13 protein-coding genes and 1 tRNA gene are annotated in these 19815 nt (G+C 70.6%); 10 read left to right on the top strand and 4 right to left on the bottom strand.

The window, feature by feature from the left end; genetic code table 11:
* Positions 1-108: 108 nt before the first annotated feature.
* The 9 genes from ACWD3D_RS17540 to ACWD3D_RS17500 all read left to right on the top strand — a co-directional run bounded on the left by ACWD3D_RS17540 (position 109) and on the right by ACWD3D_RS17500 (position 14302).
* Entirely contained in the window at positions 109-588 is a 480-nt protein-coding gene (locus ACWD3D_RS17540) for an ATP-binding protein (protein WP_451461732.1), read from the top strand.
* 717 nt (positions 589-1305) lie between these two features.
* Positions 1306-1905, top strand: coding sequence for a small secreted protein (locus ACWD3D_RS17535; protein ID WP_451461731.1), 600 nt, complete (start codon positions 1306-1308; stop codon positions 1903-1905).
* 196 nt (positions 1906-2101) lie between these two features.
* Positions 2102-3583, top strand: a complete 1482-nt coding sequence (locus ACWD3D_RS17530) for a DUF7059 domain-containing protein (RefSeq protein WP_451461735.1) — start codon at positions 2102-2104, stop codon at positions 3581-3583.
* 304 nt (positions 3584-3887) lie between these two features.
* Positions 3888-4085, top strand: coding sequence for a hypothetical protein (locus tag ACWD3D_RS17525; RefSeq protein WP_451461730.1), 198 nt, complete (start codon positions 3888-3890; stop codon positions 4083-4085).
* 344 nt (positions 4086-4429) lie between these two features.
* Complete coding sequence (topA, locus tag ACWD3D_RS17520) at positions 4430-7315, top strand: type I DNA topoisomerase (RefSeq protein ID WP_451461729.1); 2886 nt, start codon at positions 4430-4432, stop codon at positions 7313-7315.
* A 247-nt stretch (positions 7316-7562) separates the two neighbouring features.
* Positions 7563-10973 carry a dTMP kinase gene (gene tmk, locus ACWD3D_RS17515; protein ID WP_451461728.1) on the top strand — a complete coding sequence of 1137 codons (3411 nt, stop codon included), beginning with the start codon at positions 7563-7565 and terminating at the stop codon, positions 10971-10973.
* 258 nt (positions 10974-11231) lie between these two features.
* Positions 11232-12437, top strand: coding sequence for a DNA polymerase III subunit delta' (locus ACWD3D_RS17510; protein WP_451461727.1), 1206 nt, complete (start codon positions 11232-11234; stop codon positions 12435-12437).
* Between the two features lie 103 nt (positions 12438-12540).
* Positions 12541-14079, top strand: a complete 1539-nt coding sequence (locus tag ACWD3D_RS17505; RefSeq protein WP_451461726.1) for an alpha/beta hydrolase — start codon at positions 12541-12543, stop codon at positions 14077-14079.
* 149 nt (positions 14080-14228) lie between these two features.
* Positions 14229-14302: transfer RNA gene (locus ACWD3D_RS17500), tRNA-Thr, on the top strand.
* Between the two features lie 299 nt (positions 14303-14601).
* Here ACWD3D_RS17500 and ACWD3D_RS17495 read toward each other — a convergent pair.
* Both ACWD3D_RS17495 and ACWD3D_RS17490 read right to left on the bottom strand, forming a co-directional pair.
* Positions 14602-15561, bottom strand: a complete 960-nt coding sequence (locus ACWD3D_RS17495) for a reverse transcriptase family protein (protein WP_451461734.1) — start codon at positions 15559-15561, stop codon at positions 14602-14604.
* 358 nt (positions 15562-15919) lie between these two features.
* A complete protein-coding gene (locus ACWD3D_RS17490) occupies positions 15920-17158 on the bottom strand; it encodes a phosphoribosyltransferase-like protein (protein WP_451461725.1) in 1239 nt (412 codons plus the stop codon).
* A gap of 494 nt (positions 17159-17652) precedes the next feature.
* Between ACWD3D_RS17490 and ACWD3D_RS17485 the strand changes: the two genes are divergently transcribed.
* Positions 17653-18219 (top strand): Uma2 family endonuclease, encoded by a 567-nt coding sequence (locus tag ACWD3D_RS17485; protein WP_451461724.1) that lies wholly within the window; start codon positions 17653-17655, stop codon positions 18217-18219.
* Positions 18220-18703: 484 nt separating this feature from the next.
* Here the strand turns inward: ACWD3D_RS17485 and ACWD3D_RS17480 are convergent, their stop codons facing one another.
* Both ACWD3D_RS17480 and ACWD3D_RS17475 read right to left on the bottom strand, forming a co-directional pair.
* Positions 18704-19327 carry a flavin reductase family protein gene (locus tag ACWD3D_RS17480; RefSeq protein WP_451461733.1) on the bottom strand — a complete coding sequence of 208 codons (624 nt, stop codon included), beginning with the start codon at positions 19325-19327 and terminating at the stop codon, positions 18704-18706.
* A 247-nt stretch (positions 19328-19574) separates the two neighbouring features.
* On the bottom strand, positions 19575-19815 hold a 241-nt coding region (locus ACWD3D_RS17475), incomplete at its 5' end, for a prealbumin-like fold domain-containing protein (RefSeq protein WP_451461723.1).

Here is a 19815-nt window from a genome sequence, read left to right as displayed (position 1 = left end):
GGCCGACCGAGAGGTCGGCCGTCCGCTCAGCGGGCTCCGGAAAGACCAGGGGTACGGGCGTCACGCCCGGGCCTCTGAGACGCACGCCCTACGTTCGAGGGGGATCTCATGGCCACCGTTGAACTCCGCTTCAGCGCACAGCCTGAACATGTCCGGACGGCCCGCCTGGTGGCAGCCGCTGTGGCACGCCGGGCCGGCGTCGACGAGGCGGTGCTCGACGAGGTCAGACTCGCGGTGGGCGAGGCATGCAGTCGGGCTGTCGGGCTGCACCACGCTCACGGCATCGACACCCCCGTGGCCGTGGTGCTGACGGACGAGGAGAAGTCGTTCTCCATCGAGGTCGGCGACGATGTGCCAGGTCCGGGGAGCGATGCCCAAGGCGCCGTTCCCGGCGCACGCCGGGCCGCCTCGTCGGCCGTACCGGTGGGACTCGACGATCCGGAGCCGGACCCGGATGGTGAAGGCGAGGACGAGATGGGCCTTGCCGTCATCAAGGGGCTGGTCGACGACGTGGAGGTCCGGTCGGGGGTGAACGGTGGCGTGATCCGTATGACCTGGCCGACCGCGCCCGCGGTGGTCTTTCCCTGATCGGTTTCCCGGTGGTCCGCCCTGGTGACGCACGGGCCTGCTGGGGTTGTCCAGCTTGTACGGCTGTTCGGCTGATACGACTGTTGAAGCCGTTGAGGCCGTTGAGGCCGTTGAAGCCCGGTGCTCGCGAGGGTGCGATGGTGCGCGCAGGGTGCGTCTCGTCACATCTCTCGGGTCGAGTGCCCTTGTTCCGGTGCCCCATGACGACTGCTGAGAGCGGTCACGGGCGCCCGCTGACGCGAGGGCTCACCGCCTTCCGTGTACCTGCCGTTTCGTGGCGCACCGGCGCACTCTCCCCGGTCGGCCGGGCGTTCCCGCGCGCCAGGCACTTCCCTGACGCCGCCCGCGACCCCGCGCCCACCATTGCCGCGAGGCGGAACCGTGTGGCGATCGGTGGGAGGTTCCGGCTCTCTCCCGAGGTCAGAGCATGACGAACAGTCACATGCCGTTCGTCAGGCGGAGGGTGACGGACTCTTCGTCACGCAGGCCGAGCGCGGGGCTCCGTGCGCGAGGCATTCATCCGTTCGGGTGAAGGTAGGGGTGCCGTCCGCGGGGTGGTTCGCCTGGTCGGCACGGCTGCGGAGGGTGAGTTGAATCTCCCTCGTGTCTCTTGATGCAAATGGCTGCAAAAGGGCACGTACCGGGAGACCGGCGCCCGGATGTCGCCCACTTGGCGTGTAAGTTCCGGGGCCGAGAGCCTTGGAAGGGACCGATTCGGTGAACAAGAAGCTTGCGGCCGCACTGTCCGGCGGTGCGGTACTCGTACTGACGCTGACGGGTTGCAGCAGCGACGACAGCAACGACGAGGTCGACGCCTGGGCCAAGAAGGTGTGCGACCAGATCCAGCCGCAGCTGCAGAAGATCGCGGACGCCAACGCCGCCATCCAGGAGCAGACCGCGGACAACAGCCAGCCCGCCGACGTGCAGCGGACCGACTCGGCCGCCTTCCAGCAGATCTCGGAGGCGTACAAGGCGCTCGGCTCGGCCGTGGACTCGGCCGGCGCCCCGCCCGTCGACGACGGTGAGGCCACGCAGCAGGAGGCGGTGAAGGGGCTCAACGCCTCCTCCGAGGCGTACGCGAAGCTCAAGACCAAGGTGGACGCGCTCGACACCGAGGACCAGGCGAAGTTCGCCGACGGCCTCAAGGACATCGCCGACGAACTGAAGAACATCAGCGGCAGCGGCTCCGACGCGCTGAACAAGCTGCAGTCCGGCGAGGTCGGTAACGCCATGGCCAAGCAGGACAGCTGCAAGAGCCCCGCCGCTTCTTCCTCTCCCGGATCGGGTGCCCCGGCCTCGACGGCCAAGGCCTCGTAGCCGCCGTCGCCCGCGTGGCTTCCCCGCGTCTTCCGCCGCACCGGCCCGGTCACCCCGCGTGGGGGGCCGGGCCGCTGCCGTTGTCGGGGGGAGCGGCGACAATGGGGGCGTGAGTACGAAGAGCCCCTCAGCACCGACGAGCCCCTCGGGGCCCCGCCTTCCGCGGTCAGAACACGTTCCCGCACTCCGTGAGGCGCTGCTCGCGGCGGCGTTCACCGCGGACGGACTCCTGGAACTGCTCGGCGCACCGGCCTACGCGGCCCTCGCGCGCGCCGAGACGGTTCCCGCGCTGCGCGCCACCCGGGGCGACGCCGCGCTCGACACGCTGGTGCGGCTCTTCCTTCTTCAGCGGCCCGTTCCGGTGGAGCGGGCGAAGGCCGCCCTCCCGCTCGCCGCCTGCCTGTCGGACGGCTGGGTGCGCGAGGCGGACGGCGAGGTACGGGCGACCGTCGACGTCCGCCCGTACGGCGGCCCGGAGGGCGAGGACTGGTTCATCGTCTCCGACCTCGGCTGCGCCGTCGGAGGCGCGGGCGGCATCGGATCGCACGAGGAGGGAGTCGTCCTCGGGGTCGGTGGCGCCTCCACCACGCTCGCCGGGATCACGGTCCGTACCGCGGTGGCCTCCGCCCTCGACCTGGGCACGGGCTCAGGTATCCAGGCGCTCCACGCGGCACAGCACGCCACGCGCGTCACCGCCACCGACCTCAACCCGCGCGCCCTGGACTTCACGCGGCTCACGCTCGCCCTCTCCGGCGCCGCCCCGGCCGATCTGCGGGAGGGGTCACTCTTCGAACCGGTCGCCGAGGAGACCTACGACCTGATTGTCTCGAATCCGCCGTTCGTCATCTCGCCCGGCGCCCGCCTCACCTACCGCGACGGTGGCATGGGCGGCGACGACCTCTGCCGCACCCTGGTCCAGCAGTCGGGCGCCCGGCTGAACGACGGCGGGTACGCCCAGTTCCTCGCCAACTGGCAGCACGTGGAGGGCGAGGAGTGGCAGGACCGGCTCCGTTCCTGGGTGCCGGCCGGCTGCGACGCCTGGATCGTGCAGCGGGAGGTGCAGGACGTCACCCAGTACGCCGAGCTGTGGCTGCGCGACAGCGGTGACCACCGCTCCGATCCGGCCGAGTACACCGCTCGTTACGAGGCATGGCTCGACGAGTTCGAGGCGCGCGGGACCACCGCGGTCGGATTTGGCTGGATCACCCTCCGCAAGTCCGCCGCGGCCGCCGCCGGGAATCCGTCGGTCGTCGTGGAGGAGTGGCCGCACTCGATCGAGCAGCCCCTCGGACCGGCCGTCCTGGCACACTTCGCCCGCCAGGACTATCTGCGTGCCCAGGACGACGCCTCGCTGCTCGCGGGCCATTTCACGCTCGCCGAGGAGGTTGTGCAGGAGCAGGTCGGGCTGCCGGGGGCCGAGGACCCCGAGCACGTGGTGCTGCGCCAGCACCGCGGCATGCGCCGGGCCACCAAGGTCGACTCGGTGGGTGCGGGCTTCGCGGGTGTCTGTGACGGCTCGCTGCCGGCCGGCCGCATTCTGGACGCCATCGCCCAGTTGATGGGTGAGGATCCGGTGCTGCTGCGGGACCGTACCCCCCAGGCGATCAGGCTCCTGGTCGAGGAGGGCTTCCTGGAGCCGGTGACCCCGGGCGCGGACAGGACCGGGCACGCGGCCTGAGGGGACGCGGCCGGGGAGGGCGGGCGCCGCTCGGACGGGCGCCCCGCCCGAGCAGCAGCACATGGCCCGAGCAGCAGCACACGGCCCGAGCAGGGGGATTCGCGCCGGTCGCGCCGTGGGCACCCCTGCGGGGGCGGCCGTCCGGCAGCCACGTCGGGTCCGCTGTTCACCCGGGGTTCGCGTGGCCGACGTCCGGGGGTGACAGCCTCCCCCTGCGCGTCCCGTGGGCGAGCCGGCCCCGCTCGGGCCCGGCCGACCGGGGCCGCCGGGCCCGGCGCGCGGGCCAGGACAGGGGTGCGGAGACATGGAGAGCGGACCGGCGGTCATCGGGGGATCGGTCTTCGCGCTGTTCGGCGCCGCGCTCCTCATCTGGACGGGGGCGCGCACGGCCCGGCGCGCGCCGGTGGCCCTGGGAGTGAGCCCCGTATCCGCCGCCGTGCTTTCGACGGTCTTCGGCGTACTTTTCCTCGTCCTCGGCGTGTGGGTCCTCACCGGCATCTGATCGAATCCGGCGTGTCGGTGTACGGTCCGGCGGTCTGGCGGACCGCCCGTGCCGGGTGCCGGAGCACCCCTCTTCACACGTGCCCCGCACCCTCTCCGCGCCGCCTCCGCACCCCTTCCCGGCCGTCTCGAAACCCGCAGGCAGTGGCCGTACCCGGTGTGGAAGGGACAGTCCGGGCGGCAGGAATGCCGGAAGTCGGGTTACCGTTCGAGTGGCCGTTGCGGGCTTTTGCCGTTTGACACGGGGGCGGGTTGTACCGTCACACTCCGCAGCGACAGCACCTCCAGTGGCTCCCAGCCGCCGTGTGGATGCGCATCGAGTGCCGACCGGAGAGAAGAGCGAAGTTGTCCCCGACCAGCGAGACCGCAGAGGGCGGCCGCCGACTCGTCATCGTCGAGTCGCCTGCCAAGGCGAAGACGATCAAGGGCTATCTCGGCCCCGGATACGTCGTCGAGGCGAGCGTCGGGCACATCCGCGACCTCCCGAACGGCGCGGCCGAGGTCCCCGACGAGTACACCGGCGAGGTCCGGCGGCTCGGAGTCGACGTCGAGCATGACTTCCAGCCCGTCTACGTCGTCAACGCGGACAAGAAGGCCCAGGTCAGGAAGCTCAAGCAGCTGCTGGCCGAGTCCGACGAACTCTTCCTCGCCACCGATGAGGACCGCGAGGGCGAAGCCATCGCGTGGCACCTGCAGGAAGTCCTCAAGCCCAAGGTCCCGGTCCACCGGATGGTCTTCCACGAGATCACCAAGGACGCGATCCGGGCCGCCGTCGCCAACCCGCGCGAGCTCAACCAGCGCATGGTCGACGCCCAGGAGACCCGCCGCATCCTCGACCGTCTCTACGGCTACGAGGTCTCGCCGGTCCTGTGGAAGAAGGTCATGCCCCGGCTGTCGGCGGGCCGTGTCCAGTCCGTCGCCACCCGGCTCGTCGTCGAGCGGGAGCGCGAGCGCATCGCCTTCCGCTCCGCCTCGTACTGGGATCTGACGGGCACCTTCGCCACCGGGCGCACCGGTGACGCCTCGGACCCGTCCACCCTGATCGCCCGTCTCAGCGCGGTCGACGGGCGCCGTGTCGCCCAAGGCCGCGACTTCGGCGCGGACGGGCTGCTGAAGGCCGCCTCCGGCCAGGTCATGCACCTGGACGAGACGAACGCCCGGGCTCTGGCCGCCGCCCTCGCCGACTCCGCCTTCGCGGTCCGCTCGGTCGAGTCGAAGCCGTACCGCCGCTCGCCGTACGCCCCGTTCCGTACGACCACGCTCCAGCAGGAGGCGAGCCGCAAGCTCGGCTTCGGGGCGAAGGCCACCATGCAGGTCGCGCAGAAGCTGTACGAGAACGGCTTCATCACCTACATGCGTACGGACTCCACGACCCTCTCGGACACGGCGATCACTGCCGCCCGCGCGCAGGTCACCGAGCTGTACGGTGCGAACTACCTGCCGGAGAAGCCGCGCACCTACGCCGTGAAGGTCAAGAACGCCCAGGAGGCGCACGAGGCGATCCGCCCGTCCGGCGACCGCTTCCGCACCCCGGCCGAGACCGGCCTGACCGGCGACCAGTTCCGTCTGTACGAGCTGATCTGGAAGCGGACCGTCGCGTCCCAGATGAAGGACGCGGTCGGCAACTCCGTCACCGTCAAGATCGGCGGCCGGGCGAGCGACGGCCGGGACGCCGAGTTCTCCGCCTCCGGCAAGACGATCACCTTCCACGGCTTCATGAAGGCGTACGTCGAGGGCGCCGACGACCCGAACGCCGAGCTGGACGACCGCGAGCGCAGGCTGCCGCAGGTCGCCGAGGGCGACGCGCTCTCCGCCGAGGAGATCACCTCCGACGGACACTCCACCAAGCCGCCGGCCCGCTACACCGAGGCTTCGCTGGTCAAGGAGCTCGAAGAGCGCGAGATCGGCCGCCCGTCGACGTACGCCTCGATCATCGGGACGATTCTCGACCGCGGTTACGTCTTCAAGAAGGGCACGGCGCTCGTCCCGTCCTTCCTCTCCTTCGCCGTCGTCAACCTGCTGGAGAAGCACTTCGGCCGGCTCGTCGACTACGACTTCACCGCGCGGATGGAGGACGACCTCGACCGCATCGCGCGGGGCGAGGCCCAGTCCGTGCCGTGGCTGAAGCGTTTCTACTTCGGCGCCGGCGAGGACACGGCCGGTGCCGGCGCGGCCTCCGACGTCGGCAACGGCGACGGCGACCACCTCGGCGGCCTGAAGGAACTCGTCACCGACCTCGGCGCCATCGACGCCCGCGAGATCTCCTCGTTCCCCGTCGGCAACGACATCAAGCTCCGCGTCGGCCGGTACGGCCCGTACATCGAGCGCGGCGAGAAGGACTCCGAGGGACACCAGCGCGCCGACGTCCCCGACGACATGGCCCCGGACGAGCTCACCGTCGAGCTGGCGGAGGAGCTGCTCGCCAAGCCGAGCGGCGACTTCGAGCTGGGCACCGACCCCGTGTCCGGCAACCAGATCATCGCCAAGGACGGCCGGTACGGCCCGTACGTCACCGAGGTGCTGCCCGAGGGCACGCCGACCACCGGCAAGAACGCCGTGAAGCCGCGGACCGCCTCCCTGTTCAAGTCGATGTCGCTCGACACGGTGACGCTGGCCGACGCGCTCAAGCTGATGTCGCTGCCGCGCGTCGTCGGCCAGGACGCCGAGGGCGTCGAGATCACCGCGCAGAACGGCCGCTACGGCCCGTACCTGAAGAAGGGGACGGACTCGCGGTCGCTCACCTCCGAGGACCAGCTCTTCGACATCACCCTCGACGAGGCCCTCGCCATCTACGCGCAGCCCAAGCAGCGCGGCCGGGCCGCCGCCAAGCCGCCGCTGAAGGAACTGGGCACCGACCCGGTCAGCGGGGCCCCGGTGGTCGTGAAGGACGGCCGCTTCGGCGCGTACGTCACGGACGGCGAGACGAACGCGACCCTGCGTACGGGCGACAGCGTGGAGGAGCTCACCCCCGAGCGCGGGTACGAGCTGCTCGCCGAGAAGCGTGCCAAGGGACCCGTCAAGAAGAAGACGGCCGCGAAGAAGGCACCTGCCAAGAAGGCCACCACGGCGAAGAAGGCCCCGGCCAAGAAGACGACGGCCGCGGCCAAGAAGACCACCGCGGCGAAGAAGACCACGACGGCGAAGAAGACCACCGCCGCCGCGAAGAAGACCACGACGGCGAAGAAGGCGACGAGCGCCGCCGCCCCCTCCGCGACGTCCACGGAGGACTGAGCAGGCTCCTTCGGGACGCGGTCCGCACCGCGACCCGCGACACGCCGTCCGCCGCCCCCGATTTCCGACCGGGGGCGGCGGACGTGTGTCCGGGGCACCTCCCTCTCAGGGGTGGTTTCCGGACGGCCCGGGAAGGAGGCGGGGGCGCTCATCGGGCCGGTTCCGTCCCGGAAGTTTCAGGGATGCCACACGGTCGTATGTTCGGCCGGGGCAACGGCGACCGTACGGCTGCCGATAGGCTGGACGGATGACGCGAGCCGAGCAGCCAACGGTCGTGAGCCCCACCTCCGACACACTTGCCGCAGACTCACGCGAGCGCGCCCTACGGGCTCTGCTGCGCATCCAGCCGCTGAGGCGGTTGTGGAGCGCCCAGCTCGTCGGCGGGATCGGCGACGCACTCGCCGTCCTCGTGCTGGTGCTGTTGTCGCTGCAAGCAGCGGTCCTGGAGGGCTCATTCGGCACCGGATACCGCGGGGCGGCCTTCGCCGTCGCCGCCGTCTTCGGTGTCCGGATCTTTTCCACCTTGCTCTTCGGAGCCGTACTCCTGGGGCCGTTGACGTCGCTCACGGCACCGGGCGGGGTACTGGACCGGCGATGGCTGATGATCGGCGTCGACGGGCTGCGGCTCGCGCTGCTGGTCGTCGCGCCGCTCTGGATCGACTGGACGCCGGACAACGCGCTCCTGATGATCCTGATCACCGTCTTCGTGACCGGGGCCGGGGAACGCCTGTGGGCGGTGGCCAAGGAGAGCGCGGCTCCCGCGCTGCTGCCGGCCCCGCCGATCGAGGGCGCGGCGGTACGTCCGCTCCCCGACCACCTCGACGCGTTGCGCCGGCTCTCCCTGCGTACGGACTTCCTCGCGGTGCCCGCCGCCGCGGTGGTCCTGCTGGTGGCGACCCTGGTCGGCAACCTCCTGGGAACGGGCCTGGACTGGTTCTCGCTGCACCAGGCGGCTCTCGGCTCGTACGTCGCGGCCGGACTGTTCTCGGCCTCCATCTCGACCCTGTACTTCCTCGAACTGCCGGGCTTCCCCACGCCTCGGCCGCGTTCGCCGCTGGAGGGCCTGCGCCGACGGGCCGCCGGGGCGGAGGGGACCGGTGACGGCAAGGGCCGTACCGGCGCCCTCCCGCTGATCGTCGCCGCCGGCGCGGCCGTCGCCGGAGCGGTCGCGGCGGCCGCGGGTGCCGCCGTGCTCCAGGCGGCGGACCTGGGCGGCGGGCCCGCCACGTACGCGCTGCTGATCCTCGGACTGACCGGTGGCACCGCCCTCGGTATCCGTACCGCCGCGAAGGTGCTGCCCGCACTGTCGCGGCGGCGGCTGTTCGCCCTCGCGCTCGCCCTCACCGGTGTGGCGCTGCTGGTGCTCGGCCTGGTGCCGGACACGGCGACCGGGCTGATGATCGCTCTGTTCGCCGGCTGGACCGCGGGGGTCGCCGCGCAGACCGGCCACGCCCTGATCGACCAGGAGACCGAGGAGCCTCGGCGGGCGAAGACCACCGAGCACCTCCAGGCGGTCGTCCGGGTGGCCGTCGCGATCGGCGCCGTCGCCGGACCGCTGCTGGCCGCCGCGTTCGGCCGGCACCGCCTCGTCGCCGGGGACTTCGTCTTCGCCCACGGCGGCGCCGCCTTCGCCCTGATGCTCATCGGCGCCCTGCTGCTGCCCGTCGCCGCGCTCGTCCTCGCCAAGACGGACGACCGCGCAGGGGTCCCGCTCCGGCGCGACCTGCGCGAGGCGCTGCGCGGCGGCGACCCGGCCGTCGCGCCCGCCGCCACCGGTTTCTTCATCGCCCTGGAGGGCGGCGACGGCGCCGGGAAGTCCACCCAGGTCGAGGCACTCGCCTCGTGGATCCGGGCCAAGGGCCACGAGGTCGTCGTGACCCGCGAACCGGGGGCCACGCCGGTCGGCAAGCGGCTCCGTTCGATCCTCCTCGACGTGTCGTCGGCCGGACTCTCGAACCGCGCCGAAGCCTTGCTGTACGCCGCCGACCGCGCCGAGCACGTCGACTCCGTCGTCCGCCCGGCCCTGGAACGCGGCGCGGTCGTCATCTCCGACCGCTACATCGACTCGTCCGTCGCCTACCAGGGCGCCGGCCGGGACCTCTCGCCCGTCGAGATCGCCCGCATCTCGCGCTGGGCGACCACCGGACTCGTCCCGCATCTGACGGTGCTGCTGGACGTCGACCCCGCCACCGCGCGGGAACGGTTCACCGAGGCGCCCGACCGGCTGGAGTCCGAGCCGCCGGAGTTCCACGCCCGGGTGCGCTCCGGCTTCCTGACCCTCGCGGCGGCCGACCCGGTCCGGTACCTCGTCGTGGACGCGGGCCAGGAGCCGGCGGCCATCACCACCGTCGTACGCCACCGGCTCGACCGGGTCCTGCCGCTCTCCGAGGCCGAGATCAAGGCCCAGGAAGAGGCGCGCAAGGCGGCCGAGGAGGAGGCCCGGCGCAAGGCGGAGGAAGAGGCCGCCCGCAAGGCGGAGGAGGAGCGGCTGGAGCGCGAGCGCCAGGCGCAGCTCGCCAAGCTCCGCGCCGAGGAGGAGGAGCGCAAGCAGCGCGAGCTGGAGGAGGCCCGGCAGGCCGAGGCCGAGCGGCAGGCCGAGGAGGCCCGGCAGCGCGCCGAGGAGCTCCGCCTCCGCGAGGAGGAGGACCGCCGCAGGCGCGAGGCCGAGGAGAAGGCGCGCGAGGCCGAGCAGGAGCGGCTGCGCCTCCAGGCCGCCGAGGAGGCCCGGCTCCGCAAGGAGGCCGAGGAACTCCGGCTGGAGAAGCAGCGCAAGGCAGAGGAGGCCCTGGTGCGCGCCGAGGCCGCCCGCCGCCGGGCCGAGGAGGAGGCCGCCGAGCGTGCGGCGGCCGAAGCCGCCGCCCGGGCGAAGGCCGATGCCGCGGCCCGTGCGGAGGCGGAGAGGGTGGCCGCCGAGCGTGCGGAAGCCGCGCGCAAGGCGGAGGCGGAGCGCAAGGCGGAGCGCAAGGCTGAGGCGGAGCGCAAGGCTGAGGCGGAGCGTGCCGAGGCGGAGCGTGTGGCCCGGGACCCGTGGACGAAGTCGGGGTCGGTGGGTGCGGGCGGTGCTTCCAGCACTTCGGGTGCTTCGGACACTTCCGGTACTTCCGGTGGTTCCGGTGACGAGCTGACGGTGCCCACGCCGCTGGTGAACCCGAACGAGGTCACCCAGCAGGTCCCGAAGGTGCGGCCGACGCGGGGCGGGCCGGACTCGTCCCCGGACGGTGCTGTCGGTTCGGACGGATCACGCGGCGCCGAGGGGCGGACGGGGTCCGCCGGATCGCCGGAGAACGACGAGACCACCGTCCTGCCCGCGTACCGCGAGGAGGCGGACGCGGCGGACGAGACCACCGTCCTTCCGGCGTACCGCCCCGACGCTCCGGCCGACCGTGTTCCCCGGGGCATCTTCCGGGACGAGGGCCCGGCGTCCTCAGCCGCGGAGAGCGAGACCGAGCGGACCCGCGAGCTGCCGCAGATCAGCGGTGATCCGGCCGCCGACCGGGCCGCGTACGAGCAGGCGGCCCGCCCGCGCCGGCCGCGTCCGGACTGGGCCGAGGAGACCCCGCTGGACGATCTGCCGACGCTCGCCGACGAGCTCCTCGGCGGACATGAGGACGACGAACCGGACGGCTTCGGCAAGGGCCGCCGGCGTCCGCGCCGCTGACGGTCGCCCCGCCGTACGAGTACGGCGCGGTGGACGCCCCCCGGACCGGATCACCGGACCGGGGGGCGTCCGCGTCGTCGGGGGACCGGGAGAGGGCCCCCGAAATCCGTACGGCGTCGGGATTGTCGGCGGGGTCCCCCACAATGGAAGCGCGCAGTCATGCCTCCTGCTTCCCGCACCGCAGGACCGCGGGCGCGCAGTACGCCTCCGGTTCTTGTCACCGCAGGACCGCACGACACCACCGGAAGGGCGGTGACCATGTCCGTATGGGACGACCTGGTCGGTCAGGACCGGGTGCAGGAGCAGCTCTCGGCTGCCGCCCGTGACGCCGACGTCCTGGTCACCGCGACGGCCCGGCGTGAGCCCGTGCCCCAGGGCTCGAAGATGACGCACGCCTGGCTGTTCACCGGACCGCCCGGTTCCGGCAGGTCCACCGCCGCCCGGGCCTTCGCCGCCGCCCTCCAGTGCACCAGCCCCGACCGGGCGATGGGCGGCGCCCCCGGCTGCGGGTTCTGCGACGGCTGCCACACCAGCCTCATCGGTACCCACGCCGACGTCGAGGTGATCCGCACGGACCTCCTCTCCATCGGTGTGAAGGAGACCCGTGAACTGGTGCGCCGCGCCCAGCTCTCGCCTGCCGTGGGCCGCTGGCAGGTCATCGTCCTGGAGGACGCCGACCGCCTGACCGAGGGTGCGGGGAACGTCCTGCTCAAGGCCGTGGAGGAGCCCGCCCCGCGTACGGTGTGGCTGCTCTGCGCACCGTCGCTGGAGGACGTGCTGCCCACCATCCGTTCCCGCTGCCGCCACCTCACGCTGAGCACGCCCCCGGTGGAGGCGGTGGCGGACGTACTCATCCGCCGTGACGGCATCGACCCCGAGCGCGCCCACTCCGCGGCCCGCGCCACCCAGGGCCACATCGGGCGTGCCCGCCGGCTGGCGACGGACGACCGGGCGCGGGCCCGCCGGGCCGCCGTGCTCAAGGTCCCGCTGCGCGTCGCGGACGTGGGCGGCTGCCTCAAGGCGGCGCAGGAGCTCATCGACACGGCCGCCGAGGACGCCAAGCAGGTGGCCGAGGAGGTCGACGTCAAGGAGACCGAGGAGATGAAGGCGGCGCTCGGCGCGGCGGCGGGCGGCCGGATGCCGCGGGGCACGGCGGGCGTGATGAAGGAGCTGGAGGACAAGCAGAAGCGGCGCAAGACGCGTACCCAGCGCGACAGCCTCGATCTCGCCCTCACCGACCTCACCGGGTTCTACCGCGATGTGCTGGCCCTCCAGATGGGCTCGCGGATCGCCCTCGCCAACACCGACGTACGGGACGCGCTCGACCGGATCGCCGAGTCCTCGGGGCCGGCGCAGACCCTCCGCCGTATCGAGGCGGTGATCGCCTGCCGCCGCGCCCTCGACCGGAACGTCGCGCCGCTGCTGGCGGTGGAGGCGATGACGATGGCGCTGCGCGCGGGCTGAGCGCGCGCGGGGCGCGCGCACGCCACGTCGGATGCCGCACTTCCCGTTCACCCGAATGAGGAGGAAATCGGACGACTCGTCACGGGGCGACTACGCTCCGGGCATGGACTCCAGGCGCCTGCTCCAGACCCTCGCCATCGGGCTCGGCACTGCCGGCCTGCTCGTCTCCGGCTGCACGAGCGGCGGTTCGACGCCCAGCGCGTCCGCCGTCGGCTCCTCGGCGACCGTGGCCGCCAAGGATCTCGCCCCCTACTACGCGCAGAAGTTGAAGTGGGGCGAGTGCGGCGTCGAAGGCTTCCAGTGCGCGACGATGAAGGCGCCGAAGAACTACCAGAAGCCCGGTGACGGGGACGTCGATCTGGCCGTCTCCCGGAAGAAGGCGACCGGGCCGGGCGAGCGGATCGGCTCCCTCCTGGTGAACCCGGGCGGCCCGGGCGGCTCGGCCGTCGAGTACCTCCAGGGGTACGCGGCCCTCGGCTACCCCGCGCAGGTCCGGGCCCGGTACGACATGGTGGCCGTGGACCCGCGCGGAGTGGCCCGCAGCGAGCCCGTCGAATGCCTGACCGGCAAGGAGATGGACGCGTTCACCCAGGTCGACCTGACGCCGGACGACCAGGCGGAGACCGAGAAGCTGAGCGCGGCCTTCAAGAAGTTCGCCGACGGCTGCGAGAAGCGCTCCGGCGAGATCCTCCCGTACGTCTCCACCGTCGACTCGGCCCGCGACATGGACATCCTGCGCGAGATCCTCGGCGACGAGAAGCTGCACTACGTAGGCGCCTCGTACGGGACGTACCTGGGCGCGATCTACGCCGACCTGTTCCCGGACCGGGTGGGCCGCCTGGTCCTGGACGGGGCGCTGGACCCGTCGCTGCCCGCCGTCGACGTCAACCGCGACCAGACGGCCGGCTTCGAGGGCGCCTTCGAGTCCTTCGCGGCGGACTGCGTGAAGCAGAAGGACTGCCCGCTGGGCACCACGAGCACCGCCGACGCGGCGGCGGAGCTGAAGAAGCTTTTCGAGGACCTGGACGCCCATCCGGTCCCGACCGGCGAGGACCGGAAGCTGGGCGAGTCCCTCGGGACGACGGGCGTGATCGCCGCCATGTACGACGAGTCCGCCTGGCCCCAGCTCCGCGAGGCCATCGCCGGGGCCCAGCACGGTGACGGATCCGGGCTGCTCGCCCTCTCCGACAGCTACTACGAGCGTTCGCCCGACGGCTCGTACGCCAACCTCATGTACGCCAACTACGCGGTGAACTGCCTCGACCTGCCCGCCGCCTTCGCCGACAGCTCCGCCGTGGAGAAGGCCGTCCCGAGCTTCGAGAAGGCCTCCCCGGTCTTCGGGAAGAACTTCGCGTGGGCCGCCCTGAACTGCGCGTACTGGCCGGTCGACCCCACCGGCACCCCGCACGCGACACACGCGAAGGGCGCCGACCCGATCCTCGTCGTCGGTACCACCCGCGACCCGGCCACCCCGTACAAGTGGGCCGTCTCCCTCGCCGACCAGCTCACCTCCGGCACTCTGCTCACCTACGACGGCGACGGCCACACCGCGTACGGCCGGGGCAGCGACTGCATCGACACCGCGATCAACCGATATCTGCTGGAGGGCACCGTTCCGAAGAAGGGCACCAAGTGCACCTGAGGCCCGAGGCCCGCACCCGGCCCCCGCAGCCTGGCCGCTCCGCCGCCCTGACCTGCGGGGAGGCCCCGTGGGGCGGGTGGTACGGAGCACCATCGGAAACTGTGTAGACTTGGCCCCGCTGCTGATCGCACCATGGTGTGACAGGGCGTGCCGCCTTAGCTCAGTTGGCCAGAGCAACGCACTCGTAATGCGTAGGTCTCGGGTTCGAATCCCGAAGGCGGCTCTGTAGAAGCCCCAGGACTCACTCGCCGTGACCTGGGGCTTTTACCTTTTTCGGACCAGAGGGCAGGCGTTCCCTGACGGTCGCTGGCGTGCTTCGTGAGCGAGGGGTAGCCAAGGGGTGGCCACGTGCGATGCGAGCGTCCAGAGGGATGGCCACGGAGCAACGTGCGCAGTTGCTGTCCGCAGGCAGCCCTGTGGCGGGCATCCGGCAAGAGTCCGACGCCGATGCGACCACAGGGACGTCGATCGACGCTGGCAGCAGTTGGTCTGGTGTTGCCGGAGGCGGGTTAAGGAGCCATGTCACCACCGGCGGCGTTCCAGAACGGAGAAGCCTTCGGCGGCCAGCAGGTCTTCCCACTGGCGTGTCAGTGGACGGGCCCAGGCAGTGTCCACTCCCTGAGCGTAGGCCAGCAACCCGTCGACGTGGTGAATGAACCCCTGTAATGAGCTGAATCCGATGTGTTCGACATGGGCAGTGAATCCGAACTTCTCCGCCCCGCGGATGTGGTCCTCCAGCCTCTTTCTTGTTTGCCGCGGCAGACGCACCTCGTCGCCGTCCACCAGGAGGCCGAGAACGATCTTCCGTGCCCCGGGCGGGACAACGCGGGTCTTCTTGCGATGCAATGTGAAGGGCGCGGCGGCCACAGCTTGGGTGATCTCGGCGACGCAGCGGGTCAGCGCCGGACGCTCGAAACGCCGGAACGTCGAGAAGGTCATGTCATCTGCGTAGCGGGTGTACGTCAGGTCATAGCGTTCGGCTAGTGCGGAAAGCGTCTCGTCCAGCGGGCGGGCCACAACATTGGCCAAGGCCCCGCTGGTGGGGGCGCCTTGAGGCAGGTGGCCCACTCTCGGCGTCCTGTAGGTGTCGATGCTCTGGTAGGAGCTGCCGGAGTAGGGCCACTCCACGACCCAGGGGACCCGGGTGCACAGGCGAGCGATCTCGAAAGAGATGAGCTTGTTGTAGCCGGCGGCATGCACCACCGCCTGGACGGCTCGCTCATTGATGGAGGGGAAGAAGTTGTGCAGGTCGAACTTCAGCAGCCATGCGGCGCCGAGGTGGCGTTGGGCGCACTGCACGGCCGAGCGGCCTTGCTGATAGGCGTAGCTGGCCTGATGGGGCGTGAGCCGCCCGAAAATCTGGTGCAGGAGCCAGCGTTGCACGTCCATCAGAACCGGGTCCGGTGCAGCGATGGTGCGTGTCTTGCCGGTCTCACGCTTGGGGCGAGAGAACTCCGTGTAGGGGTCGCATCGGCGCTGGATGATTTCTCGCAGGTACAGATAGGGCGCGCCGGTCAGATGCGCGAGGTGGGCCAGTGTCAGGACCGGCGTCAGGCCCCTGGCGTCAAGGCGCCGTATCTGGGACAGGGCCTCGTCGATGACTTCCGACGCGACGCCGCGTTGGAGCCCCTGTCTTCGGTAGCGTGCGGGAGAGTCGATGACGTCCTACCTTCGGTGTCATCCCGCTAGGGCCTTGAGCTGCGCGCACCAGGCGCACGTAGGGGCACCAGCGCATCTCAAGGCTCAGGCGTACGACAGCTTGTCCACAGCATGTGGCCACCGGCCACAGCCTGGCCCTCAAATGAAGGCCGTTGCCTCGGCGATTACCTCGCCGATTACGCTAGGGCCACCGGCTCTCCCGCAGACGTTGAGGATAGTAGGGCTCCTGGCTGCCCTGCAATTGCTGAAGTACGCGGCGGGGCTTGGCCTTGGCTGCCCGCAGTTCTGCCCATCCGGCATCCGTCAGGCGACTCTGAGCGTCGATCAGTCCCCAGGCACGTATCTGCACGATGACCTCTTCGGCGGTGGGCACGGACACCGACACGGCGCGGGCCAGTTGCTCGGCATGACGGCATCCAGCGGCGAGGTGCCCCAGAATCTCGGCCAGGTTGCGGACCCCGCTGCGGTAGCGGGTGCGGATTTCGCCCGCATGTGCAAGGCGCTGCTGACCCAGTGCGCGCAGTCCCCGTGCCCGGTCGTGCGTCGGCGCATATCCGACGAGTTCCTGCATAAGATCCGGTGGTGCGGTGCGGTGTTGGAAGAACGGTGCCCAGCCACCGGGGCGCCGCGACGGTCCTCTTCGTTGCCGGAGAACGGACGGCAAGTTGTTGGGCACGGTGTGCTCGAACACGGCCAGCCCTTGACTACCTTCCCAGCCCAGACCCTCCCCCTCGCGGCGTGCGTACTTCTCGCACAGGGTCCGGATGCGGCCGCGCTCGGCATCGTTCCACTGGGCGGAGGCGAAGTCCATGCCGTGCCGCACCACCCAGATCCCGTCGTAGAGGCCGCTCCTGCGCAGGCGGTGCAGCCCGGAGGAGGAGGCGGTGAACAGGACCAGGTACAGCTTGACCAGCTTCAGGGACTTCCAACTGCGGATGGTCTTGTTGCGCAGCCAGGTGCGGGCGTACTCCTCGCACTCGCGTCCCGAGCCGGCCTGGTCCGAAACGAACACCAGGCTGCGTACCTGCCGCTCTCTGAGGATGCCGAGTTCGGCGGCGTCACGGATGCTCACGCCGGGGACCAAGCTGCGTCGTACGGCGCCGATGATGTTCTGGACGACCAGTTCACTGCCCGTGCTGCTCGCGCTGGAGACCACCGGCGTCACGTGGTCGTGGAACATCGTGCCGGGCGGGTCGTAAGACTGGACGCTGTACAGGGACGCCGGTGTCTCGATGTGTCCGTCGGCCAGGACAGCGGCCAGGCGTGTGAACAGTTCCTGTCGGAACATGGTTTCGGAGACGAAACATAGGCTGTTCAAAAGCAGTTGAGCTGCTTCACCGTCACCAGGGGCGAAGTTCTTCAGCCACTCGATCCCCTGGCGAGTCTCGCTCGGCCGTGGTGGTACGTACTGGGTGTGCATCCCGCTACCCGCTCTCCTGCTGGGGGTCTCGCTGCCTCAGTGTGCCGGGCTCGGGCCACGCCCCGCGCCTCCTGCGCACCACAGGGAGGGGGCAATGCCTGGCGCGCGGATGAACGACAAGAACAGCAGCCTTAGCAACGAGGAGTCGGCTCTGTTGTGGGTCGATTGGCCGACGGCCCGGTCCAGGACAGGAGCGACGTCGTGATCACCGACTGGTGGAAGGGGAATTCGGTTCGCTGCCCACGTTGGTGACAGCTATCCAGCAGGCGATCAGCTTCCGCCGGATTTCGGGGGTGGCGTCATGCGGGTCGGAGATCTGGACGAGGTCGAGGCCTCCACCACACAGCGCGACGGCCGTCCTCCGCCGTCAGTCGCCGGGTCGGCCTGAAGCGCGCACGCTGACCGTTCTGTCGTCCAGCGTGCCGGACGACCTGAGACAGTAGGCTGAGCTCAGCGGGATCGGGCCCGCCCGCATGGTGTCCGGGAGGTGCGTCATGACTGCCGAGATGGTGGCCCCTGCGTGGATGCACGAGCAGATCACGGCGGAGCAGTACGACTCCTGGTCCGACGAGCAGTGTGCGGGAATCGAGATCGTGGACGGGATGGTCGTTGTGAGTCCCAGTGCGTCCAAGCGTCACAACCGGCTGGCTCGGATTCTGGCGAATGCGTTGGAGGCTGCTGCGGGGCCGGACTGGAACGCCGATACGGACTTCGATGTCCGACTTCAGGACGTCCCACTCACCAATCGCCGTCCGGATGTCGTTGTGTATCGCGCGGACACCATCGACATCACGCCCACTCGTCCGGAGCACGTGCTGTTGGTGGTGGAGGTCGTCTCACCGGGGTCGGAGACCACCGACCGGATCGTGAAGGTGGACCAGTACGCCAAATCCGGCATTGCCTTCTACTGGCGGATCGAGCATGCCGCGATAGGTGTGCCCCTGATGTACACATATATTCTAGACCCCGCGACCAGGACCTACCGAGACGGGGACGTGTTCACCGGTCTCGTCAAGGTTTCGGCTCCCTTCCCGCTGGAAGTCGACCTCGGCAAGATCTGACCCCACGCTGGGCGCCACCGCGCATGAGCCCGTTGTCGCCGTCCGCGGGAGGCCCGGGCTTGCGTGAGCGCTGCGTGAGCGGACGGGGTGGCACGGGGTGGATTGGGTGGCACGTATCGGTCGAGCCGTACCTTCCTGGCCTGGGGAAACAGGATTCTGTGGCACGGCCCGGCACCAGGCGGGATGATTCTGTGGGGCCTCGTAATGCGTAGGTCTCGGGTTCGAATCCCGAAGGCGGCTCGGAATTGCCCCAGGACTCACTCGCCGTGACCTGGGGCTTTTTCATGCCCTCATGACCCCTCGGTGGCGGTACGGGCCTGCTTCTTCCTCTCCGCCCGCTCGGTATTCCGGTGGAAGGGGGATTCCCCGAGGTGTGCCGGGGCGCGGTCCGGGGCCTCCTGGGCGGCGCCGGACACCCGGCGCCGCATCGGCTCGTCCGTACGGGCAGGGCCGCACCCTCCGGCGGCCGCAGCACACGGACCGTTCACCGGCCTTCGGGCCTCTCGTCCTTCTGCCACTGCGCCCAGGGCACCCGGGCGATCTCGCGGATGCCGCCGAGCGTGCCCCACTCGTCCTTGCCGAGCCGCGTGAGCGGACGCATCCGGGTGATCTCCGGGTGGCCGTCCACCAGGACCGCCTCGTCGACGGCCGCGTGCACGACACGGCCGAAGACCACGGTGGAGTCGCCCAGGCGCACGGTGCTGTGCAGCTCGCATTCGAGCGCGACCGGCGATGCCGCGACCCGCGGCGGAGTCACTCGGAGGCTGGGCTCGGTCGCGATGCCGACCGCCTCGAACTCGCTCTTGCCGTGAGGGAAATCGGTACTGGTGGCGTTGATCTGCTCGAAGAGGTGCTCGGGTGCGAGGTTCACCACGAACGAGCCCGTCTGCTCGATGTTCAGCAGCGAGTCCTTGCGGCCGACCGAGGTGAACTGGACGACCGGGGGCGTGACACAGGCGATGGTGAAGAAGGAGTGTGGTGCGAGGTTGGCGGTGCCGTCCGCCGCGACGGTGGAGACCCAGGCGATCGGCCGGGGTACGACCACGGCGGTCATCAGCCGGTAGAAGGAGGACGACCGCATGGTCTGAGGATCGAAGTCGACGCGCATGATCAGCAGTATCCCGGGTGCCCGGTCGGCTCCGGCCACGGCTTCGCCGGTCACCGGCCGTCCGGTCCGCGGCAGGCAGGCAGGCAGGCAGGCAGGCAAGCAGGCAAGCAGGTAGGTCGGTGATGTGGGCGAGCGGCAGGGGTTGCTGTGCGCGCCGGACGCGTGGTGCTCCGCGGACACGGCAGCCCGTACACGGGACGGGGACGGGGCCCGCCGGAACTTGTGTTCCGGCGGGCCCCAAGACCCCTTACTGGTACTCGTCGCCGTAGCTGTCGCCGTAGCCGTAGCCCTTGTCGGGCTCGCCGTGCTCGTTGGTGAGATCGACCGTGATGTCCTGGTCGTTGCCGTCGATCACGTACGGACCGGTCACCGGGTTCCTGGGAAGGACGTACCCCTCGGGGACACCGGTCTCCTGGAGGTAGTACTGGTCGTTGTCGAGACCGTCGAAGGTGCACGTACCGCGGTCGTCCGTGGTGCATGCGGATCCG

This window comes from Streptomyces sp. NPDC002690, assembly GCF_053592415.1.
This window is presented reverse-complemented; position numbering and strand designations above follow the sequence as displayed.

Bases quoted from the DNA above. Each gene is read 5' to 3' on its own strand.
- ACWD3D_RS17540 (WP_451461732.1), top strand. From the start codon at position 109: ATGGCCACCGTTGAACTCCGCTTCAGCGCACAGCCTGAACATGTCCGG.
- ACWD3D_RS17525 (WP_451461730.1), top strand. From the start codon at position 3,888: ATGGAGAGCGGACCGGCGGTCATCGGGGGATCGGTCTTCGCGCTGTTC.
- tmk (WP_451461728.1), top strand. From the start codon at position 7,563: ATGACGCGAGCCGAGCAGCCAACGGTCGTGAGCCCCACCTCCGACACA.
- ACWD3D_RS17510 (WP_451461727.1), top strand. From the start codon at position 11,232: ATGTCCGTATGGGACGACCTGGTCGGTCAGGACCGGGTGCAGGAGCAG.
- ACWD3D_RS17505 (WP_451461726.1), top strand. From the start codon at position 12,541: ATGGACTCCAGGCGCCTGCTCCAGACCCTCGCCATCGGGCTCGGCACT.
- ACWD3D_RS17490 (WP_451461725.1), bottom strand. From the start codon at position 17,158: ATGCACACCCAGTACGTACCACCACGGCCGAGCGAGACTCGCCAGGGG.
- ACWD3D_RS17485 (WP_451461724.1), top strand. From the start codon at position 17,653: ATGACTGCCGAGATGGTGGCCCCTGCGTGGATGCACGAGCAGATCACG.
- ACWD3D_RS17480 (WP_451461733.1), bottom strand. From the start codon at position 19,327: ATGCGCGTCGACTTCGATCCTCAGACCATGCGGTCGTCCTCCTTCTAC.